General features: G+C 59.4%; 21 protein-coding genes. 12 read left to right on the top strand and 9 right to left on the bottom strand.

All coding sequences use genetic code 11. The features are described 5' to 3' along the window. Positions 1-71 precede the first annotated feature (71 nt). On the top strand, positions 72-1,307 hold the full coding sequence (locus tag ACYZUC_RS21375) for a sterol desaturase family protein (protein ID WP_461990208.1): 1,236 nt from the start codon (positions 72-74) through the stop codon (positions 1,305-1,307). Here the strand turns inward: ACYZUC_RS21375 and ACYZUC_RS21380 are convergent. After that, positions 1,288-1,920 (bottom strand): DedA family protein, encoded by a 633-nt coding sequence (locus ACYZUC_RS21380; protein ID WP_461990210.1) that lies wholly within the window; start codon positions 1,918-1,920, stop codon positions 1,288-1,290. The two genes, ACYZUC_RS21375 and ACYZUC_RS21380, sit on opposite strands and share 20 nt — an antisense overlap. A 208-nt stretch (positions 1,921-2,128) precedes the next feature. Between ACYZUC_RS21380 and hemB the strand changes: the two genes are divergently transcribed. Next, positions 2,129-3,142, top strand: coding sequence for a porphobilinogen synthase (gene hemB, locus ACYZUC_RS21385; RefSeq protein ID WP_010465043.1), 1,014 nt, complete (start codon positions 2,129-2,131; stop codon positions 3,140-3,142). An 18-nt stretch (positions 3,143-3,160) separates the two neighbouring features. Next, complete coding sequence (ppk1, locus tag ACYZUC_RS21390; protein WP_461990213.1) at positions 3,161-5,383, top strand: polyphosphate kinase 1; 2,223 nt, start codon at positions 3,161-3,163, stop codon at positions 5,381-5,383. A gap of 270 nt (positions 5,384-5,653) precedes the next feature. On the opposite strand, the gene ppx is transcribed toward ppk1, so the two are convergent. From ppx to ACYZUC_RS21415, 5 genes are all read right to left on the bottom strand, one after another. Beyond that, complete coding sequence (gene ppx / locus ACYZUC_RS21395; RefSeq protein WP_461990215.1) at positions 5,654-7,156, bottom strand: exopolyphosphatase; 1,503 nt, start codon at positions 7,154-7,156, stop codon at positions 5,654-5,656. 233 nt (positions 7,157-7,389) lie between these two features. Beyond that, positions 7,390-8,127 carry an amino acid ABC transporter ATP-binding protein gene (locus ACYZUC_RS21400; protein WP_008040676.1) on the bottom strand — a complete coding sequence of 246 codons (738 nt, stop codon included), beginning with the start codon at positions 8,125-8,127 and terminating at the stop codon, positions 7,390-7,392. Further along, complete coding sequence (locus tag ACYZUC_RS21405) at positions 8,114-8,764, bottom strand: amino acid ABC transporter permease (protein WP_150638095.1); 651 nt, start codon at positions 8,762-8,764, stop codon at positions 8,114-8,116. The genes ACYZUC_RS21400 and ACYZUC_RS21405 overlap by 14 nt, the downstream gene beginning before the upstream one ends. Next, positions 8,761-9,429, bottom strand: coding sequence for an amino acid ABC transporter permease (locus ACYZUC_RS21410; protein WP_223481188.1), 669 nt, complete (start codon positions 9,427-9,429; stop codon positions 8,761-8,763). The genes ACYZUC_RS21405 and ACYZUC_RS21410 overlap by 4 nt, the downstream gene beginning before the upstream one ends. Before the next feature lie 21 nt (positions 9,430-9,450). Beyond that, positions 9,451-10,236, bottom strand: coding sequence for a transporter substrate-binding domain-containing protein (locus ACYZUC_RS21415; protein ID WP_461990218.1), 786 nt, complete (start codon positions 10,234-10,236; stop codon positions 9,451-9,453). Between the two features lie 255 nt (positions 10,237-10,491). Here ACYZUC_RS21415 and ACYZUC_RS21420 point away from each other — a divergent pair, with 255 nt between their 5' ends. The 6 genes from ACYZUC_RS21420 to ACYZUC_RS21445 all read left to right on the top strand — a co-directional run bounded on the left by ACYZUC_RS21420 (position 10,492) and on the right by ACYZUC_RS21445 (position 16,702). Beyond that, positions 10,492-11,199, top strand: coding sequence for a FadR/GntR family transcriptional regulator (locus tag ACYZUC_RS21420; protein ID WP_461990220.1), 708 nt, complete (start codon positions 10,492-10,494; stop codon positions 11,197-11,199). Positions 11,200-11,319: 120 nt separating this feature from the next. Then, positions 11,320-11,649, top strand: coding sequence for a thioredoxin TrxA (gene trxA / locus ACYZUC_RS21425; RefSeq protein ID WP_003206727.1), 330 nt, complete (start codon positions 11,320-11,322; stop codon positions 11,647-11,649). Between the two features lie 250 nt (positions 11,650-11,899). After that, positions 11,900-13,159 carry a transcription termination factor Rho gene (gene rho / locus ACYZUC_RS21430; protein ID WP_007942421.1) on the top strand — a complete coding sequence of 420 codons (1,260 nt, stop codon included), beginning with the start codon at positions 11,900-11,902 and terminating at the stop codon, positions 13,157-13,159. A 140-nt stretch (positions 13,160-13,299) separates the two neighbouring features. Beyond that, entirely contained in the window at positions 13,300-14,766 is a 1,467-nt protein-coding gene (ubiD, locus tag ACYZUC_RS21435; RefSeq protein ID WP_008024285.1) for a 4-hydroxy-3-polyprenylbenzoate decarboxylase, read from the top strand. Further along, a complete protein-coding gene (locus ACYZUC_RS21440) occupies positions 14,766-15,734 on the top strand; it encodes a CDP-6-deoxy-delta-3,4-glucoseen reductase (RefSeq protein ID WP_461990224.1) in 969 nt (322 codons plus the stop codon). The genes ubiD and ACYZUC_RS21440 overlap by 1 nt, the downstream gene beginning before the upstream one ends. Before the next feature lie 299 nt (positions 15,735-16,033). Then, a complete protein-coding gene (locus ACYZUC_RS21445) occupies positions 16,034-16,702 on the top strand; it encodes a gamma-glutamylcyclotransferase (RefSeq protein WP_192227496.1) in 669 nt (222 codons plus the stop codon). Here the strand turns inward: ACYZUC_RS21445 and glpT are convergent. After that, on the bottom strand, positions 16,678-18,027 hold the full coding sequence (gene glpT, locus ACYZUC_RS21450) for a glycerol-3-phosphate transporter (protein WP_008024279.1): 1,350 nt from the start codon (positions 18,025-18,027) through the stop codon (positions 16,678-16,680). The two genes, ACYZUC_RS21445 and glpT, sit on opposite strands and share 25 nt — an antisense overlap. Before the next feature lie 342 nt (positions 18,028-18,369). Between glpT and ACYZUC_RS21455 the strand changes: the two genes are divergently transcribed. Beyond that, positions 18,370-18,975 (top strand): energy transducer TonB, encoded by a 606-nt coding sequence (locus ACYZUC_RS21455; protein ID WP_461990226.1) that lies wholly within the window; start codon positions 18,370-18,372, stop codon positions 18,973-18,975. Positions 18,976-19,072: 97 nt separating this feature from the next. On the opposite strand, the gene ACYZUC_RS21460 is transcribed toward ACYZUC_RS21455, so the two are convergent. Then, positions 19,073-20,050 carry an NADPH:quinone oxidoreductase family protein gene (locus ACYZUC_RS21460; RefSeq protein ID WP_008024273.1) on the bottom strand — a complete coding sequence of 326 codons (978 nt, stop codon included), beginning with the start codon at positions 20,048-20,050 and terminating at the stop codon, positions 19,073-19,075. A gap of 150 nt (positions 20,051-20,200) precedes the next feature. Between ACYZUC_RS21460 and ACYZUC_RS21465 the strand changes: the two genes are divergently transcribed. Further along, entirely contained in the window at positions 20,201-20,611 is a 411-nt protein-coding gene (locus ACYZUC_RS21465; RefSeq protein ID WP_461990229.1) for a flagellar basal body-associated protein FliL, read from the top strand. Between the two features lie 124 nt (positions 20,612-20,735). Here the strand turns inward: ACYZUC_RS21465 and ACYZUC_RS21470 are convergent, their stop codons facing one another. Then, positions 20,736-21,188, bottom strand: coding sequence for an EVE domain-containing protein (locus ACYZUC_RS21470; RefSeq protein WP_461990231.1), 453 nt, complete (start codon positions 21,186-21,188; stop codon positions 20,736-20,738). A gap of 201 nt (positions 21,189-21,389) precedes the next feature. Here ACYZUC_RS21470 and ACYZUC_RS21475 point away from each other — a divergent pair, with 201 nt between their 5' ends. Further along, on the top strand, positions 21,390-21,542 hold the full coding sequence (locus tag ACYZUC_RS21475; protein WP_008024268.1) for a hypothetical protein: 153 nt from the start codon (positions 21,390-21,392) through the stop codon (positions 21,540-21,542). Positions 21,543-21,561: the final 19 nt, after the last annotated feature.

Here is a 21,561-nt window from a genome sequence, read left to right on the forward strand (position 1 = left end):
CACTCGTTGCCATAGGTTCAATTCGCGGCTACACCTAGCATCTGTCCTCAAGATTCCGATCAGGGCGCGTCATGGACTTCATTCTGTATGCAGTGCCGTTCTTCTTTGTGCTGATTGCCGTCGAGCTGCTGGCCGACCGTTGGCGCGGGGTCAGCAACTATCGGGTGGCCGACGCGATCAACAGCATCAGCACCGGCGTGTTGTCGACCACCACAGGCCTGTTGACCAAGGGCGTGGGGCTGGTGACCTATGCCTTTGCGCTCAAGCATCTGGCGCTGTTCGAACTCTCTGCCGACAGCGTCTGGGTCTGGGTGTTCGCCTTCGTTCTCTACGACTTCTGCTACTACTGGCTGCATCGCATGGGCCACGAACGCAACATCCTCTGGGCCGCGCATTCGGTGCATCACCAGAGCGAGGACTACAACCTCTCCACGGCGTTGCGCCAGACCAGTACCGGTTTCCTGTTGAGCTGGATTTTCTACCTGCCGATGGCGGTACTGGGCGTGCCGCTGCTGGTGTTTATCAGCGTCGCCGCGCTGAACCTGCTGTATCAATTCTGGGTGCACACCCGGCACATTCCCAAACTCGGCTGGTTCGAGTGGTTCTTCGTCACGCCATCCAATCATCGGGCCCACCATGCACAGAACGCTCTCTACATGGATCGCAACTACGGCGGGGTGTTCATTATCTGGGACCGTCTGTTTGGCTCGTTCCAGGAAGAAGACGACAACGAACCGGTGATTTTCGGCGTGACCAAGCCGCTGGCGAGCTGGAATCCGTTGTGGGCGAACGTGCAGTTTTACGCGCAGCTGTGGGATGACGCGCGACGGGCTGAAAGCACGTGGGACAAGCTGCGGATCTGGTTCATGCGCACCGGTTGGCGGCCAGCGGACGTGGCGGCGAAGTACCCGATGAGCAAGCCGGACCTGAGTCAGTTCCGCAAGTTCGAGGTGCCGCTGGATGGGCGTCAGCAGATTTATGTGCTGTTGCAGTTCTGCGTCTACATCGCGCTGGGCAGTTATTTGATGAACTTCGAGCCGCATCTGCCGACCGCTGCGCTGGTGCTCGGCTGGAGCGCCGTGGCGCTGGGATTGTTTACCTTGGGCGTGGCCCTGGAGAATCGCCCGTGGGCGTTGAAGCTGGAGCTGCTGCGGCTGGCGTCGAACGTGCCGCTGGTGTGGCTGGCGCCGCTGCTCGGGCTGTGGCCGGCCAGCGCGGTGGGCTGGGTCGGCCTGCTGAGTTACAGTCTGCTCAGCGGAATCGGTCTCTACTGTTGCAGAAACCGCTTCACTCGGTTGGCGTCTTGACCTCGGTGGCCTTGGCCTGTTCGGCTTTCAAGGCCTGCTCTTCGGCATAGACCTGCTTGGCCAGGCGCGCATTCTTGAAGCGGCGACGCAGCCACAGGCCGAAGCCCAGCACCAGCAGGGCGCCGAGCACCCACAGCTCATATTTCTTGACGCTGCCCAGCATGCCTTCGAGCACCGCGCCGAAGTGATAGGCCGCAGCCGCCAGTGCGGCCGCCCAGATCGCGGCGCCGATCCCGTTCAGCAACAAGTAACGTCCCGGCGGATAACCCGACAGGCCGATCGCCACCGGCATCACCGTGCGCAAACCGTAGACGAAACGGAAGCTCAGCACCCAGATGTCCGGGTGCCTGCGAATGTGTTCCAGTGCCCGGTCGCCCATCATCTGCCAGCGAGGCTTGCGCGCCAGCAACTTGCGGCCGTGCTTGCGTCCCAGGAAGTACCACAGCTGGTCGCCGGCATAACTGCCGAAAAACGCCACGACCACCACGATATTGATGTCCATGTATCCACGGAACGCGAGGAAGCCTGCGAGCACCAGGATGGTTTCGCCTTCGAAGAACGTGCCGAGAAAAAGGGCAAAGTAGCCGAAGTCATGCAGAAATTGTTGGAGCATTGTCTGGGTGCTGGCGAAATGAACGCGCAGCCTAACCCTTCGTGCACATTCATGAAAGTGTCCAAATGTGTCTCGACGTGAACATTTCCTACAAGGACAATGGAATGCGACTACGTGTCGCGGGGGTGCACACAACTGTAATACCACGGTCATAATGGCCGCTTATAACTGTCACGCTCGCCCGCCAGCGCGGGCTCAGGAGTCTGCCGTGAGTTTTACCCCCGCCAATCGCTTGTTTCCAGCCACCCGCCTGCGCCGCAACCGCCGTGATGATTTCTCGCGTCGACTGGTTCGTGAAAACGTCCTGACCGTCGATGACCTGATCCTGCCGGTGTTTGTGCTGGACGGTGAAAACCGTCGCGAAGCGGTGGCCTCGATGCCTGGCGTTGAACGCCTGACCATCGACCTGTTGCTGGAAGAAGCGGCCAAGTGGGTTGAACTGGGGATTCCAGCCGTAGCGCTGTTCCCGGTCACGCCACCGGAACTCAAGTCGCTGGACGCCGCCGAAGCCTGGAACCCGAACGGCATTGCCCAGCGCGCCACTCGTGCCCTGCGTGCGCAGTTCCCTGAACTGGGTGTGATCACCGACGTCGCGCTGGACCCGTTCACCACCCACGGTCAGGACGGTATCCTCGACGAGGAAGGCTACGTGCAGAACGACATTACCGTCGACGCACTGGTCAAGCAGGCCCTGTCCCACGCCGAAGCCGGTGCTCAAGTGGTGGCTCCGTCGGACATGATGGACGGTCGCATCCAGGCAATTCGCGAAGCCCTCGAACTGGCCGATCACGTCAACGTGCGGATCATGGCCTATTCGGCGAAGTACGCCAGCGCCTATTACGGCCCGTTCCGCGATGCGGTGGGTTCGGCGCTGAACCTGGGCAAAGCCAACAAGGCCTCCTATCAGATGGACCCGGCCAACAGCAACGAAGCCCTGCACGAAGTGGCGGCGGACTTGTCAGAAGGCGCAGACATGGTCATGGTCAAGCCAGGCATGCCATATCTGGATATCCTTTACCGGGTCAAAGAAGAATTCAAAGTGCCGACTTTTGTTTATCAGGTCAGCGGTGAATACGCCATGCACATGGCGGCGATCCAGAATGGCTGGTTGAGCGAAGGGGTTATCCTCGAATCCCTGACCGCTTTTAAACGTGCAGGCGCTGATGGCATCCTGACTTACTTTGCCGTTCGTGCTGCTCAATTGTTACGAGAGCAAAAATAGCCCTCCCAGGAACATTCGATGAATACCGAAGGACTCACTGAAGTTGCAGTACAAGAGGCTCAACCCGTGGTGGAGCCGATCGCCGAAACCCCGCCGGAGCTGGAGCCTGCTCCACCTGCGGTGGTGGTCGAAACCGCGCCGGCGGCGCCAGCGATTGTCATTCCGGGCCTGGATGACAGCAGCCTGTACATCCACCGCGAACTCTCGCAACTGCAGTTCAATATCCGCGTGCTTGAGCAGGCGCTGGATGAGTCCTATCCGTTGCTGGAACGGCTGAAGTTCCTGCTGATTTTCTCCAGCAACCTGGATGAGTTCTTCGAAATTCGTGTGGCCGGCCTCAAGAAGCAGATCACCTTCGCCCGTGAACAGGCCGGCGCCGATGGTCTGCAACCGCACCAGGCCCTGGCCCGGATCAGTGAGCTGGTGCACGGTTACGTCGACCGCCAGTACGCAATCCTCAACGACATTCTGTTGCCGGAACTGGAAAAGCATCAGGTCCGCTTCATCCGTCGTCGTTACTGGACCACCAAGCTCAAAACCTGGGTCCGCCGTTATTTCCGCGACGAGATCGCGCCGATCATCACTCCGATCGGTCTCGACCCGACGCACCCGTTCCCGTTGCTGGTGAACAAGAGCCTGAACTTCATCGTCGAGCTCGAAGGCATCGACGCCTTCGGTCGCGATTCCGGTCTGGCGATCATCCCGGCGCCGCGTCTGCTGCCGCGAGTGATCAAGGTGCCGGAAGAAGTCGGCGGCCCTGGCGACAACTATGTCTTCCTGTCGTCGATGATCCACGCGCACGCCGATGACTTGTTCCAGGGCATGAAGGTCAAGGGTTGCTACCAGTTCCGCCTGACCCGAAACGCCGACCTGGCCGTCGACACCGAAGACGTGGAAGACCTGGCCCGCGCCCTGCGCGGCGAGTTGTTCTCCCGTCGCTACGGTGACGCTGTGCGTCTGGAAGTGGCCGACACGTGCCCGAAACACCTGTCCGACTACCTGCTCAAGCAGTTCAACCTGCACGAGACCGAGCTGTATCAGGTCAACGGTCCGGTCAACCTGACTCGCCTGTTCAGCATCACCGGCCTCGACAGTCAGCGCGACCTGCAATACCTGCCGTTCACGCCGCAGATCCCGAAACTGCTGCAGAACAGCGAAAACATTTTCAGCGTGATCAGCAAGCAGGACATTCTGCTGCTGCACCCGTTCGAGTCGTTTACGCCTGTGGTCGATTTGCTGCGTCAGGCGGCGAAGGATCCGCATGTATTGGCGGTGCGTCAGACGCTGTACCGCTCCGGCGCCAACTCGGAAATCGTCGATGCGTTGGTGGATGCGGCGCGTAACGGCAAGGAAGTCACCGCGGTGATCGAATTGCGCGCGCGGTTCGACGAAGAGTCCAACCTGCAACTGGCCAGCCGTCTGCAAGCAGCCGGTGCGGTGGTGATCTACGGCGTGGTCGGCTTCAAGACCCACGCCAAGATGATGCTGATCCTGCGTCGCGAGGCTGGCGAGATTGTGCGTTACGCCCACTTGGGTACCGGCAACTACCACGCCGCCAACGCCCGTCTGTACACCGACTACAGCCTGCTGACCTCCGACGACGCCTTGTGTGAAGACGTCGGCAAATTGTTCAGCCAGCTGATCGGCATGGGTAAAACCTTGCGCATGAAGAAGCTGTTGCACGCGCCGTTCACGCTGAAGAAGGGCATGCTCGACATGATTGCCCGGGAGACGCAGTTCGCCCTCGACGGCAAACCGGCGCACATCATCGCCAAGTTCAACTCGCTGACCGATCCGAAGATCATCCGCGCGCTGTACAAGGCCAGCCAGTCCGGCGTGCGCATTGATCTGGTGGTGCGCGGCATGTGCTGCCTGCGTCCGGGCATCGCCGGGGTTTCGCACAACATCCACGTGCGCTCGATCATCGGCCGCTTCCTGGAACACACCCGGGTCTTCTACTTCCTTAACGGTGGCGAGGAGCAGATGTTCCTTTCCAGTGCCGACTGGATGGAACGCAACCTCGACAAGCGCGTCGAGACTTGCTTCCCGGTGGAAGGCAAGAAGCTGATCATGCGGGTCAAGAAAGAGCTGGAGCTTTATCTCACCGATAACACTCACAGCTGGAGCCTGCAGGCGGACGGTCGCTACGTCCGCAACACGCCGACCGGCAACCAGAACCCGCGCAGTGCGCAGGCAACGTTGCTGGAGCGGTTGGGCAGCCCGATTCTGGCGGTGCGTTAACCTTCACGCGGCATAAAAAATGGCGATCCCTGCGGATCGCCATTTTTGTTTGTACTACCACCATTCCCTGTAGGAGCCGGCTTGCCGGCGATAGCGCCCTCGAAATCGCCATCGTCGGAACGCCGCCCGCAGCAAGCCGGCTCCTACAGGTGTCGCCTGAGCGCGCAGACCCGTAGGAGCGAGGCTTGCCCGCGAAGGCGTCTTCGAAATCGCCTTCGCCGGCAAGCCGTGCTCCTACAGAACCGTGTACGGCGAGCGTTTTTCGGGGGGTTATCGGACGTTGAGGGTGAAACCCACACGCGTCAGCCATTCAGCTTCCAGCGCAAAGTCAGCCTGGGTCAGCTGGTTGTCGTCCAGCCACTTTTCCGGGAACAACACATCCAGGCTGTCGCCATTGGCGTGCAGCGCCACTTGAGGCATTTCCTGGGTGCCGCGGATGTGATGGAACAGGATCGCAAAGCGCAGTAGCACGCACAGGCGAATCAGCTTGATGCCTTCGTCGCCAAAATCGGCAAACCGGTCCCGGGGAATATTGCGGCGGTGGCCACGCACCAGGAGCGCGAGCATCAGTTGGTCTTCGCGGGAGAACCCGGCGAGGTCCGAGTGCTCGATCAGGTACGAGCCGTGCTTGTGATACTGATAGTGAGCGATGTCCAGGCCCACTTCATGGACCTTGGCAGCCCAGCCGAGCAGTTCGCGCCAGACGCCGTCGTCCAGCTCCCAATCCTCCGCCACCTGGTCGAACGCATGCAGTGCTTTGCGCTCGACCCGTGCCGCTTGCTCCAGATCGACGTGGTAACGCTCCATCAGCGAGCTGAGCGTGCGCTCCCGGACGTCTTCATGATGGTGACGGCCCAGCAGGTCATAGAGCACGCCTTCGCGCAGTGCGCCTTCACAGTGGTCCATGCGTTGCAGTTCGAGGGCGTCGAAGATCGCTTCGAGAATCGCCAGGCCCGCCGGGAAAATCGCCCGGCGGTCAGGCTTGATGCCTTCGAAGTCGATTTTCTCGACGTCGCCGAGCTTGATCAGTTTGCGCTTGAGCCACGCCAGGCCTTGGGCGTTGACCTCGCCCGTACCGTGACCGCCGGCTTTCAGCGCCAGGCCGATGGCGCGGATGGTGCCCGAGGAGCCGATGGCTTCATCCCAGGTCAGGCGGTGCAGGGCGTGTTCGATGCTCATGATCTCCAGCCGCGCCGCCGTGTACGCCTGGGCGTAGCGGGCCGGGGTGATCTTGCCGTCCTTGAAATAGCGCTGGGTATAGCTGACACAGCCCATTTGCAGGCTTTCGCGCAGCAGCGGCTCGAAGCGCTGGCCGATGATGAATTCGGTACTGCCGCCGCCAATGTCGGCCACGAGGCGTTTGCCCGGCGTATCGGCGAGGGTGTGGGACACGCCGAGGTAGATCAGGCGCGCTTCTTCACGACCGGAGATGACTTCCACCGGGTGGCCGAGAATTTCTTCGGCGCGGCGGATGAATTCGACGCGGTTACGAGCTTCGCGCAAGGCGTTGGTGCCCACGATTCGCACGGCGCCGGGCGGCATACCGCTGATCAGTTGGGCAAAACGCTTCAGGCAATCGAGCCCGCGTTGCATGGATTCTTCGTTGAGGTGGCGTTCTTCGTCGATGCCGGCGGCCAGCTGAACCTTCTCCCCGAGACGCTCGAGAATACGGATTTCGCCGTTCTGGGCCTTGGCCACGACCATGTGAAAGCTGTTGGAGCCCAGGTCGATTGCGGCGATCAGGGACAGATTCTTGGCTTGGGATTGCGGCATGGTCAGGGGGTCTCGGTCGATAACCTCGACATCGTGCCACGATCAAACGCTGACGCCAACGCGTAGCGTTCAAAGCCTTGATCCTGAGCAGGAAAGAGTAGTGATCTCGCAGACGCCTTCGCGGGCAAGCCTCGCTCCTACAGGTTGGCGGTGGGTGAATGTTCCGCGAACAGCCTGAATCTGTAGGAGCGAGGCTTGCCCGCGAAGACGGCCTCACAGGCACCGAAGATCTTTCAGGCTGTCGCTTCGACAGTACCGATGAAATTCGCCAACTCCGCCGTCTGCGGGTTCGCGAACAGAATCTTCGGATCCCCGACCTCATGCACCTTCCCCTGATGCATGAACACCAACTTATCCCCAACCTCCCGGGCAAAGCGCATTTCATGGGTAACCATGATCAACGTCATGCCCTCCTTGGCCAGTTGCCGAACCACGCTCAGCACCTCATTGACCAGTTCCGGGTCCAGCGCCGAAGTAATCTCGTCGCACAGCAACACCTTAGGCGACATCGCCAGCGCCCGGGCAATCGCCACGCGCTGCTGCTGCCCGCCGGACAGCCGATCCGGGAACGCATCAAACTTCTCGCCCAACCCGACCCGTTCCAGCATCTCCCGCGCCAACTCCACCGCTCTGGCCTTGGGCACTTTTTGCACCACCTGCGGCGCAAGCATCACGTTTTCGCCCACCGTCAGGTGCGGGAACAGGTTGAACTGCTGAAACACCATCCCGACTTTTTGCCGCAGGCTGCGCAAATCGGCACGCGCGGCATCGAGGTATTCGCCGTCGACTTCGATCACGCCGTCGTTAATCGACTCTAGGCCGTTCAGCGTGCGCAGCAAGGTCGATTTGCCCGAGCCGCTACGGCCTATGATCGCCACCACCTGGCCTTCCTCGACGCTGAGGTCGATGCCTTTGAGCACATGGTGATCGCCGTAATATTTATGCAGGGCGGAAATTCTAAGCAGAGGCATGCAGTCTCCTTTCCAGGTAGCGCGCACTGAGGGACAAGGGGTAGCAGAGCAGGAAGTAGCCGAGGGCGACGAGGCCGTAGACCATGAACGGTTCGAAGGTCGCGTTGGCGAGCATCCCGCCGGTCTTGGTCAGTTCGGTGAAGCCGATGATCGAGGTCACGGCGGTGCCTTTGACCACTTGCACCGAGAAACCCACGGTCGGCGCTACGGCAATGCGCAGGGCTTGCGGCAGGATCACGTAGCGCAGTTGCTCCAGCGGGTTGAGCGCCAGGCTCGACGAAGCTTCCCACTGGCCGTTGGGGATCGAATCCACGCAGCCGCGCCAGATCTCCGCCAGGTAAGCGCTGGTAAACAGGGTCAGGGCAATCGCCGCTGCCATCCACGCCGAGATTTCCACCCCGGCCAGCGCCACCCCGAAAAACACCAGGAACAGCTGCATCAGCAGCGGCGTGCCCTGGAACAGCTCGATGTAGGTGCGTGCAACGTTGCGTGGCAGGGCTTTTTTCGAAATGCGCATGACCATGATCAGCAAGCCGATCAACCCGCCGCCGATAAACGCCACCAGCGACAGCGCCAGCGTCCATTGCAGGCCTGTGAGCAAGTTGCGCACGATGTCCCAAAAGGTGAAATCGCTCATTGGCTGCTCCTGACTATGTATCGACGACCGATCCAGTTCAGCAACTGACGGATCAATAAAGCCATGCACAGATAAAGCAGCGTGGTCAGGGCGTAGGTTTCAAAAGCGCGGAAGTTGCGCGACTGAATGAAGTTGGCGGCAAAGCTCAGCTCTTCGGTGGCGATCTGCGAACAGACCGCCGAGCCGAGCATGACGATGATGATCTGGCTGCTCAGCGCCGGCCACACCTTGCCCAGCGCTGGCAACAGGACCACATGGCGGAAGGCTTCGAGCCGGGTCATCGCCAACGCCGCTGCGGCTTCCAGTTGTCCGCGAGGGATCGCTTGAATGCCGGCGCGGATGATCTCGGTCGAATAAGCGCCGAGGTTGATCACCATCGCCAGCACCGCCGCCTGCCATTCGGAAATCTGCACGCCCAGCGATGGCAAACCGAAGAAGATGAAAAACAACTGCACCAGGAATGGCGTGTTGCGGATCAACTCGACGTAAACCCCGAAGATCGCCGAGAACGGGCGGATATTCCACGCCCGCACCAGCGCGCCGACAATGCCCAGGCCGACGCCGAGCACCGCGCCGATGGCCGTCAGTTCCAGAGTGAACAGCGCACCGCGCACGAGCAGGTCGGTGTTTTGCACCACCGGCAGAAAGTCGAACTGATAGGCCATATCAAATCTCCCGCGCGACGATCAGAGATCGGCCGGCAGCGGCTCTTTCAGCCAGGTCTGTGAGTTTTTTTCCAGCGCGCCGTCAGTCTTGGCGGTGGCGAGGATCTGGTTGACCTTGCCCAGCAACGCCGGCTCGTTCTTGTTTACGCCGACGTAGACCGGCGAATCCTTGAGCTTCACTTTCAGCGCGGGTACTCGTTTCGGGCTTTTCTCGCTGATCGCGACCATCACCACGTTGCCGCTGGCGATCAGGTCAACCTGTCCGGCGAGGTAGGCTGCGATGGTCGAGTTGTTGTCTTCGAAGCGCTTGATGGTTACGCCTTCGGGAGCGACTTTGGTCAGTTCGATGTCTTCGATGGCGCCACGGGTGACGCTGATGGTTTTGCCCTTGAGGTCGTCCAGGCCTTTGATGCTGGCGTCAGGCGGACCGAACACCGCGAGGTAGAACGGTGCATAGGCGCTGGAGAAGTCGATGACTTTCTCGCGCTCGGGGTTCTTGCCGAGGCTGGAGATCACCAGGTCGACCTTGCCGGTGGTCAGGAACGGGATGCGGTTGGTGCTGTTGACCGGTGTCAGTTCAAGCTTGACCTTGAGTTGGTCGGCCAGCAGTTTGGCGGTGTCGATATCGAGGCCGCGGGGTTTCATGTCCGGGCCGACCGAGCCGAATGGCGGGAAGTCCTGAGGCACGGCAACCTTGAGGACGCCGCGTTTGACCACATCCTCCAGACCGTCGGCGTGGGCGGGCACCTGGCTCAGCAGCAGGCTGGCGAACAGGGAGGCGAGGAGGGCGCTGTAACGCAGGGTCATGGCAAATCTCCGGATCGGCGAGGAATGATTTCTGCGGATCGACAGAGCACGGGCCATGCCAACATTGGGTTTTTGCCGTGCCAAGCCACGGTTTTACTGGTGTTGTTCGGTCTTACTGGTCTGAACAGTCGGTCGATGTTTCGCACTCTGATAGCGCATCGTCGGCCATTACCGAACCCCGGTGGGGCACGACTTGCCGGGCGCCGCGAATAGCTTTAAAACTAGCCGCTCATTCGCCTGGTTCGTCCGAAAACCATGAATTCGATCTCCCGAGCTGTACCTGAAGTGGCGCTGCAAGCCATCCGCAAACTGATCGCCGAACAAGGTTTCGGGCCGGGGGATGCCTTGCCTTCGCAGCGGGATCTGGCAGTGCAATTGGGGGTCAGTCGGGCGTCGTTGCGCGAAGCGTTGTCGTCGCTGAGTGCCTTGGGCGTGATCAGCATTCAGCCGGGCAAAGGCGTTTTCGTGCAGGCGCCGGTGGACTTGCCTCGCTCAGATGCGGCGCTGAGCTGGCCGTTCGCGGCACAGGCATCGCCGCTGGATATCTTCCAGTTGCGCTATGCCCTGGAAGGTTTTGCCGCCGGGCTGGCCGCCGTGACGTTGAGCACCGATGAACTCGATGCTTTGGAGGACAATGTCGCCGCGATGCGCAATGAACTGAAGGTGGGTGACTTCGAGGCGGCGGCGCGCCTGGACTTCGAGTTTCACCGGCGCATCCTGCTGGCCAGCGGTAATCAGGCGATGTTGAGCATTCTGACGGCCAGCGCCGACATTTTCCTGGAGAGCCAGAAGCTACCGTTCATCCGGGCCGAACGGGCCATGGAAACCTGGCACGAGCACCGCAAAATCCTCCGTGCACTGGCCCGGCGCTCGTCCGGCGCGGCGCAGAAGGCCATGCACGAACATGTGCGCAACGCCGCCCTGCGCACCGGAATTGCCTTCGTCGCTCCCGCCACATCCTGACTTGAGCTATACCCAAACTCATGCACCACCATAGTGAGACTCAATCATCTGCACCTTCCTGAACGAGGGAAGGGCGGCTATGATGGGCCACGTTTTTTTGCTTACAACCTGGAGACTTCCATGAGCAGCGATCTTATCAAACACGTTAGCGACGCTAGCTTCGAGGCCGACGTACTCAAGGCCGAAGGCGCTGTACTGGTCGACTACTGGGCTGAGTGGTGCGGCCCTTGCAAAATGATCGCTCCTGTTCTGGACGAGATTGCTGAAACCTACAAAGGCAAGCTGACCGTTGCCAAACTGAACATCGACGAAAACCAGGAAACCCCGGCCAAGCATGGCGTGCGTGGTATCCCGACCCTGATGCTGTTCAAGAACGGCAACGTTGAAGCGACCAAGGTCGGCGCACTGTCGAAGTCGCAACTGGCTGCTTTCCTCGACGCCAACATCTAAGCGTCGTTTGTAAAGTGTCCGAAAAAAGGCCCCGCATATTGCGGGGCTTTTTCGTTATTGAGGGCTAGACGCTCCGAAACTCAGGTGTTACATTCGGCCCCGCACTGGTTTCTCCACTGCCCCCTGCTAGCCGTCGCCGACGCACTCCTTTTCGAATAAGTACGCGATCCTGTCGCCTTCTCCGCGGCGCGGCCTCATTAAGCCAAAAGCTTAATTTCCCCCCCTCCATAAATGATTACGTCATTCCTATATGAATCTGACTGAACTCAAGCAAAAGCCGATTACCGAACTGCTCGAATTGGCCGAACAGATGGGCATAGAAAATATGGCCCGTTCGCGCAAGCAGGACGTGATTTTCTCCCTGCTCAAAAAGCACGCTAAAAGCGGCGAGGAAATCTCCGGTGATGGCGTGCTGGAGATTCTCCAGGACGGCTTCGGCTTCCTGCGCTCCGCTGACGCTTCCTATCTCGCCGGCCCGGACGATATCTACGTCTCGCCGAGCCAGATCCGCCGTTTCAACTTGCGCACCGGTGACACCATCGTTGGCAAGATCCGCCCTCCGAAGGAAGGCGAGCGTTATTTCGCGCTGCTCAAGGTCGACACGATCAACTACGATCGTCCCGAGAACGCGAAAAACAAGATTCTCTTCGAGAACCTGACCCCGCTGTTCCCGACTGTGCGCATGAAGATGGAAGCCGGCAACGGTTCCACCGAAGACTTGACCGGTCGTGTCATCGACCTGTGCGCCCCGATCGGTAAAGGCCAGCGCGGTCTGATCGTTGCACCGCCGAAAGCCGGTAAAACGATCATGCTGCAGAACATCGCGGCGAACATCGCGCGTAACAACCCTGAAGTTCATCTGATCGTATTGCTGATCGACGAACGTCCGGAAGAAGTAACCGAAATGCAGCGCACCGTGCGCGGCGAAGTGGTTGCCTCGACGTTCGACGAGCCGCCAACCCGCCACGTGCAGGTTGCCGAAATGGTGATCGAGAAGGCCAAGCGCCTGGTCGAACACAAGAAAGACGTGGTGATCCTGCTCGACTCCATCACCCGTCTGGCTCGCGCCTACAACACCGTGATCCCGAGCTCCGGCAAAGTGCTCACCGGTGGTGTCGATGCTCACGCCCTGGAGAAACCGAAACGTTTCTTCGGCGCCGCGCGGAACATTGAAGAAGGCGGTTCGCTGACCATCATCGCCACCGCGCTGGTTGAAACCGGCTCGAAGATGGACGAAGTGATCTACGAAGAATTCAAAGGCACGGGCAACATGGAACTGCCGCTGGATCGCCGTATCGCTGAAAAACGCGTGTTCCCGGCCATCAACATCAACCGTTCCGGCACCCGCCGCGAAGAGTTGCTGACGGCCGACGACGAGTTGCAGCGCATGTGGATCCTGCGCAAGTTGCTGCACCCGATGGACGAGATCGCTGCCATCGAGTTCCTGGTCGACAAGCTGAAAACGACCAAGACCAACGATGAGTTCTTCCTGTCGATGAAACGCAAGTAAGTCGATAGACCAGCAAAAGCCGGGGAAACCCGGCTTTTTGCTATCTGATTTTTGATGAACGGCACTTCGTTGTTCTGAACAGAGGGGTTCGGCGCTAAACTGCCAGCCCCCGAACGCCACGGCCAACACGAGGCTCACGCATGCAGTATCGCGACTTGCGCGACTTTATCAGCGGCCTGGAACAGCGCGGCGAACTCAAGCGCATCCAGGTTCCGGTGTCCCCGGTGCTCGAAATGACCGAGGTCTGTGACCGCACCTTGCGTGCCAAAGGTCCGGCCCTGCTTTTCGAGAACCCGACGGGCTATGACATTCCCGTCCTCGGCAATCTGTTCGGCACCCCCGAGCGTGTTGCGCTGGGCATGGGCGCAGAAGCGGTGAGCGAACTGCGCGAGATCGGCAAGCTGCTGGCGTTTCTCAAGGAACCCGAGCCGCCGAAAGGCTTGAAGGACGCCTGGTCGAAGCTGCCGATCTTCCGCAAGATCATCGCCATGGCGCCAAAAGTCGTCAAAGACGCGGTGTGTCAGGAAGTGGTCATCGAGGGCGACGACGTCGACCTCGCGATGCTGCCGGTGCAGACCTGCTGGCCGGGCGACGTCGGCCCGCTGATCACCTGGGGCCTGACCGTCACCAAAGGCCCGAACAAGGACCGGCAGAACCTCGGCATCTACCGTCAGCAAGTGATCGGCCGCAACAAGGTCATCATGCGTTGGCTCAGCCACCGTGGCGGCGCGCTGGATTACCGCGAGTGGTGCGAGAAGCATCCGGGCCAGCCATTCCCGGTGTCTGTGGCGCTCGGCGCTGACCCGGCGACCATCCTCGGCGCTGTGACGCCGGTGCCGGACAGCCTTTCCGAATACGCTTTCGCCGGTTTGCTGCGCGGTAATCGCACCGAGCTGGTGAAGTGCCGTGGCAACGACCTGCAAGTGCCGGCCACCGCCGAGATCATCCTTGAAGGCGTGATCCATCCGGGCGAAATGGCCGACGAAGGTCCGTACGGCGACCACACCGGTTACTACAACGAAGTCGACAGCTTCCCGGTGTTCACCGTCGAGCGCATTACCCACCGGATCAAACCGATCTACCACAGCACCTACACCGGTCGTCCGCCGGATGAGCCGGCGATTCTTGGTGTCGCGCTGAACGAAGTGTTCGTGCCGATCCTGCAGAAGCAGTTCCCGGAAATCACCGACTTCTACCTGCCGCCTGAAGGTTGCTCGTACCGCATGGCCATCGTGACCATGAAGAAGTCGTATCCCGGCCATGCCAAGCGGGTAATGCTCGGTGTCTGGTCGTTTTTGCGACAGTTCATGTACACCAAGTTCGTTATCGTCACTGACGACGATATCAACGCACGGGACTGGAACGACGTGATCTGGGCCATCACCACGCGCATGGACCCCAAGCGCGACACGGTGATGATCGACAACACGCCAATCGACTACCTCGATTTCGCCTCGCCGGTGTCCGGCCTGGGTTCGAAAATGGGGCTCGATGCCACGCATAAATGGCCCGGCGAAACCACACGCGAGTGGGGCCGGGTAATCGTCAAGGATGAAGCCGTCACCCAACGGATCGATGCCATCTGGAATCAGTTAGGAATAGATTGATGCGTGTAACTTTGCAGCCCTCCGGAGCAGTGCTAGAGATACTGCCCGGCGAGCGGATTCTCGATGGCGCACGCCGCCTGGGCTATGAATGCCCGCAAAGCTGTCGCAACGGCAATTGCCATGTGTGCGCCGCGCTGCTGGTGGAAGGGCGAGTCGAGCAGGCCGGTGGTGTGCGCGACCATGGCGAGTTCTACACTTGCATAGCAGAGCCGCTGGAAGACTGCATTGTGCTGTGGGATGGCGTGCTCGCGCTTGGAGAATTGCCGGTGCGCAGCGTCTCGTGTCAGGTCATTGAGTGCAAGGATGTCGGCGGCGATACCTGGCGCGTGAGTTTTCGCGCGCCGGCCGGCAAGCCACCGCGTTATCACGCCGGTCAGTACTTAATGATCGAGCGGGAGAACGGCGAGAAATCCGCATTCTCCCTGGCCTCTGCACCTCATGCGGGGCGTGATCTGCAAATTCACGTACTGGCGCGCGAAAGCAGTGCGCTGAGCCTGATCGAGCAACTGCAACGCAATCCGATGGTGCGCATCGAAATGCCCTTCGGCGATACCCATCTGGCAGAGTTGCCGGACGGTCCGCTGGTGCTGATCGCTGCGGGCACCGGCATGGGCCAGATCCATAGCCTGATCGAACATTGCCGGGCGTCGGGTTTCAAGCATCCGGTGCATCTGTACTGGGGCGTGCGTCGCCCTGAAGACTTTTATGAGATCGAGCATTGGGACGAATGGCAGAAACTGCCGAATCTGTTCCTGCATAAAGTCGTCAGCGATCAATGTGGCTGGAAGGGGCGTTGCGGGATGTTGCATGAGGCGGTGTGCGAAGATTTTCCGGATCTGAAAGCGCTGCATGTATACGCCAGCGGCTCACCGGCGATGGTCTACGGCACGCTGGACGCGTTGGTCGAGGCCGGGATGGATGCTCATCAGATGCGTGCCGATGTGTTTGCGTACGCGCCCAGAGGATGACGCCGACCCTGTAGGAGCGAGCCTGCTCGCGATGGCGGTCAACGATAACGCGCTGCAGCAGCATGAACGCGTTGTCCCTGCCTCCATCGCGAGCAGGCTCGCTCCTACATATAACTTCGTATATAGCCGATCGGTATTTATAAATTTAATTAAATGCCGGTAGGTTATAACTCAATCAGGCAATTATTTAAGAACTGTGCCGTGGCACTTAAATTGCCTTAAAACATATGTGCCTTATTGTTACAGCGGTGCGTTCTATTAAGTAATCATTACCCGCGGGGAGCTGAACGCTATTCGCCATGAGCGCCATTGAATCTGCTTTTATGAATCTGGCTTACCCTCCGCGGCTCGATCTGGGGCCGCAGCTTACGCACGAACAATTGCTCAGCTCAATGCAGTCGACCATGGCGCGCCACAAGGGTGGGCCGGTCTGGCTGTTCGCTTACGGCTCGCTGATCTGGCGCCCTGAGTGCGCGGCGGTTGAACGGGTTCGCGGCCGGGTGCATGGCTACCATCGCGGTTTGTACCTGTGGTCTCACGAACATCGCGGCACGCCGGAAGTACCGGGGTTGGTATTTGGCCTGGATCGTGGCGGCTCTTGCAGCGGCTTCGCTTATCGTTTGCCCGAAGAACAACTCGAAGCGTCGCTGTATGCCTTGTGGCAGCGCGAAATGCCATTCCCTTCTTATCGCCCACACTGGTTGAACTGCCGTCTCGAAGATGGCAATCAGGTTCAGGCATTGGGATTTGTGTTGGAGCGACACCTGCCCAGCTATGCCGGCAACCTGCCGGATCACGTGCTGAGCCACGTGTTCGAAAACGCTTGCGGGCGTTACGGCACCACTCGCGATTATGTCGAGCAGACCGCCAACGCCCTGCGTAGCCACGCCATGCCAGACCGGAATCTGGAGGCGCGGCTCAAGCGCTGTAAATCAAAGGTCGATCAGGCGATGGCTTCGCGGGTCTGACTGGCGACCTGCTTGTGCCACAAGGTTGGCGCAAGGAAGGCCATTGCCAGCAGGCACGCGCCGATCAGCAAGACGAAACCGCCGTCCCAGCCGAAATGGTCCACGGTGTAGCCCATGGCTGCACTGGCCGCGACTGAACCACCCAGGTAACCGAACAGGCCCGTGAAACCCGCTGCCGTACCGGCGGCTTTCTTCGGCGCCAGTTCCAGCGCTTGCAAGCCGATCAGCATCACCGGGCCGTAGATCAGGAAACCAATCGAGATCAGCGCGATCATGTCGACCGTCGGGTTGCCGGCCGGATTGAGCCAGTAAACCAGCGTCGCCACGGTCACCAACGCCATGAACACCATGCCGGTCAGGCCACGGTTGCCACGGAAGATCTTGTCCGACATCCATCCGCACAGAAGCGTCCCTGGAATACCTGCCCACTCGTAAAGGAAATAGGCCCACGAGGTTTTATCCACGCTGAAACCCTTGGCTTCCTTGAGGTAGGTCGGTGCCCAGTCCAGCACGCCGTAACGCAGCAGGTAGACAAAGACGTTAGCCATTGCGATATACCAGAGCATTTTGTTGCGCAGCACGTATTTGACGAAGATTTCCTTGGCGCTGAATTCTTCTTCGTGGCTGGCGTCGTAGCCTTCCGGGTAGTCGTTCTTGTACTTCTCGATCGGCGGCAGGCCAACCGATTGCGGCGTGTCGCGCATGGTGGCGAAGGCAAACACCGCCACGGCCATGGCCACTGCCGCAGGCACGTAAAACGCCGCGTGCCAGTCATTGAACAGGCCCATGCCGAGCAGGAACAGCGGGCCGATCAAACCACCGCCCACGTTGTGCGCCACGTTCCACAAGGACACCACGCCCCCGCGTTCCTTCTGCGACCACCAGTGGACCATGGTCCGGCCACTCGGCGGCCAACCCATGCCCTGCGCCCATCCATTGATAAACAGCAGGATGAACATGATGGTCACGCTGGACGTGGCCCAGGGCGCAAAACCGAAAATGAACATCACGCCAGCCGAAACCAGCAAGCCGAACGGCAGGAAGAAGCGTGGGTTGGAGCGGTCGGAAACAATGCCCATCAGGAACTTGGACAAGCCGTAGGCGATAGCAATCGCCGACAACGCCAGGCCCAGCTCACCGCGGGTATAGCCCTCTTCGATCAGATAGGGCATGGCCAGGGAGAAGTTTTTGCGCAGCAGGTAGTAACCCGCGTAGCCGATGAATATGCCGGCGAAGATCTGCCAGCGATGCCGTCGGTAGGCGCTGTCTATTTTTTCTTCAGGCAATGGAGCCTGATGTGCGGCAGGACGAAAGAAAGCAAACATTCAAGAGCTCCAGATTTCTTGTTTTGACTGCGGATGCGAATGTTACAGTTTCGTTACCGAAAATAGCACTGGTTCGCATCGACCAAATAGCGGAAATGTTGGAGATGGCATGTTCTTTTACGAACATGTCGCTCAGGTATAAGTGAAGGGCGCTGTGGGAATTGTTACCTCTCAACCTTTTATGACGCAGCGATGCCCGGTGTAGGGCGGGGCTTTGGGAAATGTCCTGCACCTGAACAGGAAGCCATGGCGTTATGTAAACAATCACCGAGCCTTAACCTTTGTGCTGTTGCCAGGTGTGGCTTTTCAGTGGTGAAGGGGGTGGGGTTTATGCGGTGTTTTGTGTTGGCTTTTTTATTTGTGGTTTCCAGCAGCGTCAGCGCTGAGGCGATGTTTCTGATACCTGCGGACAACCCCAAGCCTAAGTACCCAAAGACACTTTATCGGGCCGGTATCACGGGGGATGTTCGGGTCAGTTTTACCGTTCACGCCGATGGGTCAGTTAGCAAGGTGATGGCGGCTCCGGGCAAAGCTCACGCTGAACTGGTAGACGCATCACTCACAGCGGTGAATCGGTGGCGATTCAAACCATGGGGTGTCACCAGTGACAGGCCGCCAGAGATCGAAGTTGTTGCGCCAATGTCTTTCAGGCTGGACAGTGAGATACCTATCCATGCCAACGAGGAATTGAAGCGGTTGACTTGCGGGGAGGTCAGCAGGGAAGCGCAGCACCTTGCAGTTAATTTTTGGGTGGATATGGTGGTATTCAGGTACACCCGCAGTTATCTGAGCCACTCTTTTTCATCTTCGCAGTTGTCAGACGAAAGACGATTGGCACTCATCGCCAAACTAAATAAAAGCATTCCTTCAATTGTTCGGCGTTGCAATACGCATCCGGCGACCCGGTACGTGCGTTTTCTTCCGGAGGAAATTCGCGAGTTGCTTTGACGAAAAGTATGGAGCGCTGTCTTTTTGCTAGTCATGTAATCGAAAAGGCCAGAACAACCTCATCAGTTGTCCTGGCCTTTTTGTATCCTGCTGCGATTCAGCGAACCTGCACCACCACTTTCCCGACCGCCTTGCGCTGGCCAAGATCATTGATTGCCTGCGCCGCGTTGCTCAGCGGGTACACCTGAGACACCAGCGGCTTCAGCTTGCCCTCGGCGAACCAGCCAAACAATTGCTGGAAGTTCGCCGCGTTGTCCTGCGGTTGGCGCTGGGCGAAGGAGCCCCAGAACACGCCGACCACCGCCGCACCCTTGAGCAGTGCGAGGTTGACCGGCAATTCCGGAATGCGGCCGCTGGCAAAACCGACCACCAGCAAACGGCCGTTCCAGGCGATGGCGCGGATGGCCTGGTCGAACAGGTCGCCGCCGACCGGGTCGTAGATCACGTCCGCACCCTGGCCATCGGTCAGGCGTTTGATTTCGTCCTTGAGGCTGGTTTCGGTGTAGTTGATCAGTTCATCGGCGCCGGCAGCCTTGGCCACGGCCAGTTTTTCGGCGCTGCTGGCGGCAGCGATCACGCGGGCGCCCATGGCTTTGCCGATTTCCACGGCGGCCAGGCCGACACCGCCGGAAGCACCGAGCACCAGCAGGGTTTCACCCGGTTGCAGGTTGCCGCGTTGCTTGAGCGCGTGCATCGAGGTGCCGTAAGTCATGCTGAATGCGGCTGCGGTGTTGAAGTCCATGGAGGTCGGGATCGGCAGCACGTTGTAGCCTGGCACCGCGACCTGTTCGGCGAAACTGCCCCAGCCGGTCAGCGCCATGACTCGATCGCCAACTTTCAGGTGGCTGACTTTTTCGCCCACGGCGCTGACCACGCCAGCCGCTTCGCCGCCCGGTGAAAACGGGAAGGGCGGCTTGAACTGGTATTTGCCCTCGATGATCAGCGTGTCCGGGAAATTCACCCCGGCGGCGTGCACGTCCAGCAGGATTTCATTCTTCTTCGCGACAGGACTGGCGACGTCTTCCAGCACCAGCGATTCGGCAGGGCCGAAGGCTTTGCACAGCACGGCTTTCATCAGGGCTATTCCTTTGGGAGTGATGGCCGATAAGTGTAGGTGTGTGAGTCGACGGGTCAACGAGCATGCCCCGCCCTGATAGTCAGCCATAAGCTTGTGCTTGCGCGGCGGGTCGTTATGCTAGGCCGCAAACCGGATAAGGAGCGAATTGTGAAAGCGTGGATCATGTTGTTGCTGGCCCTGTCTCTGCCTGTGGCAGCAGTGGCTGAAGAAGCCGCCAAAGAAGGTGAAGCCCCGAAAGTCAGCTACCTCACCCTGAGCCCGCCATTCGTGGGCAACTATGGGTTGGATGGCACGCAAAAGTTGAAGGTCTTCAAGGCTGACGTGGCATTGCGGGTCACCGGTGATGAGGCGGCCAAACAGGTGAAGGCCAATGAGCCGTTGATTCGCAATCAACTGGTGGCGTTGTTCACCCAGCAAACCACCGAGGCGATGAACAGCATCGAGGGAAAGGAAAAGCTGCGTCAGGAAGCGTTGAAGCAGACCCAGCAGATCATGAACGATGAAACCGGCAAGCCGGTGGTTGAGGATTTGTTGTTCAACAACCTGATCATCCAATAAGGCATTTGTTGTCCGGGCGGGCCTCTTCGCGAGCAGGCTCGCTCCCACACTGGATCTGCATTCACTGAAGACAACTGTGGGAGCGAGCCTGCTCGCGAAAGCATTCTTGCAGTCACTAAAAGACTCAAGCCCGCAACGCGATAACCGCTGCCCATTGTTCAGCGGTAACAGGCATCACCGACAACCGCGAACCCTTCTGCACCAATGGCATTTCCGCCAACGCCGTCTGCTGCTTCAAATAATCCAGCTTCAACACCCTGGAAAACGTCTCCACATGCGCGACATCAATCGCGCTCCAGGCGTTTTTCTCGGCGCTGGCCTTCGGGTCGTAGTAATGACTCTCCGGCTCCAGCGCCGTCGGGTCCGGGTACGCTGCTTCGACAATCTTCCCGATCCCGGCAATCCCGGGCTCCGGACAGCTGGAGTGATAGAAGAAGAACTCGTCGCCGACCGCCATCGCACGCAAGAAGTTACGCGCCTGATAGTTGCGAACCCCATCCCAGCGCGCTTTGCCGAGCTTCTCCAGACCTTTGATCGAGAGCTCGTCGGGCTCGGATTTCATCAGCCAATAGGCCATGGTTTTTGCTCCTTGCGAGTCAGGTGGACAAGTTGTCGGGCGATTTTATGACAAACCGACAGTCGGTTGACGCCAGCGTTTGCGTGTCGGTTCACGTTGTCGCAAAATGCCGGCCTTCTAAGCTTGACGCTGCTGCACGGCCTACACCTACAACGGAAACCGCTGCTGTCATCGTATTGATGTGCCTTTGGGGGGCAATCGATGAAACGCAAACCGGATTTACTATGGATTTTGGTTATTTTGTTCGGCCTTGGCGTCGTGACCACTGGCTATGCCCAAAGCTTGTGGAGCAACAAGACCGATGCGCCGATTGAAATCGCGCAGCAACAACAGCCGTCAGCCTTCAAGCGCTGAACCTGTCTTTTTGACGCCG

The sequence above is a fragment of the Pseudomonas sp. GT1P32 genome, assembly GCF_054897805.1.

Bases quoted from the DNA above. Each gene is read 5' to 3' on its own strand.
- ACYZUC_RS21375 (WP_461990208.1), top strand. From the start codon at position 72: ATGGACTTCATTCTGTATGCAGTGCCGTTCTTCTTTGTGCTGATTGCC.
- ACYZUC_RS21380 (WP_461990210.1), bottom strand. From the start codon at position 1,920: ATGCTCCAACAATTTCTGCATGACTTCGGCTACTTTGCCCTTTTTCTC.
- ppk1 (WP_461990213.1), top strand. From the start codon at position 3,161: ATGAATACCGAAGGACTCACTGAAGTTGCAGTACAAGAGGCTCAACCC.
- ppx (WP_461990215.1), bottom strand. From the start codon at position 7,156: ATGCCGCAATCCCAAGCCAAGAATCTGTCCCTGATCGCCGCAATCGAC.
- ACYZUC_RS21400 (WP_008040676.1), bottom strand. From the start codon at position 8,127: ATGCCTCTGCTTAGAATTTCCGCCCTGCATAAATATTACGGCGATCAC.
- ACYZUC_RS21405 (WP_150638095.1), bottom strand. From the start codon at position 8,764: ATGAGCGATTTCACCTTTTGGGACATCGTGCGCAACTTGCTCACAGGC.
- ACYZUC_RS21410 (WP_223481188.1), bottom strand. From the start codon at position 9,429: ATGGCCTATCAGTTCGACTTTCTGCCGGTGGTGCAAAACACCGACCTG.
- ACYZUC_RS21415 (WP_461990218.1), bottom strand. From the start codon at position 10,236: ATGACCCTGCGTTACAGCGCCCTCCTCGCCTCCCTGTTCGCCAGCCTG.
- ACYZUC_RS21420 (WP_461990220.1), top strand. From the start codon at position 10,492: ATGAATTCGATCTCCCGAGCTGTACCTGAAGTGGCGCTGCAAGCCATC.
- trxA (WP_003206727.1), top strand. From the start codon at position 11,320: ATGAGCAGCGATCTTATCAAACACGTTAGCGACGCTAGCTTCGAGGCC.
- rho (WP_007942421.1), top strand. From the start codon at position 11,900: ATGAATCTGACTGAACTCAAGCAAAAGCCGATTACCGAACTGCTCGAA.
- ubiD (WP_008024285.1), top strand. From the start codon at position 13,300: ATGCAGTATCGCGACTTGCGCGACTTTATCAGCGGCCTGGAACAGCGC.
- ACYZUC_RS21440 (WP_461990224.1), top strand. From the start codon at position 14,766: ATGCGTGTAACTTTGCAGCCCTCCGGAGCAGTGCTAGAGATACTGCCC.
- ACYZUC_RS21445 (WP_192227496.1), top strand. From the start codon at position 16,034: ATGAGCGCCATTGAATCTGCTTTTATGAATCTGGCTTACCCTCCGCGG.
- glpT (WP_008024279.1), bottom strand. From the start codon at position 18,027: ATGTTTGCTTTCTTTCGTCCTGCCGCACATCAGGCTCCATTGCCTGAA.
- ACYZUC_RS21460 (WP_008024273.1), bottom strand. From the start codon at position 20,050: ATGAAAGCCGTGCTGTGCAAAGCCTTCGGCCCTGCCGAATCGCTGGTG.
- ACYZUC_RS21470 (WP_461990231.1), bottom strand. From the start codon at position 21,188: ATGGCCTATTGGCTGATGAAATCCGAGCCCGACGAGCTCTCGATCAAA.
- ACYZUC_RS21475 (WP_008024268.1), top strand. From the start codon at position 21,390: ATGAAACGCAAACCGGATTTACTATGGATTTTGGTTATTTTGTTCGGC.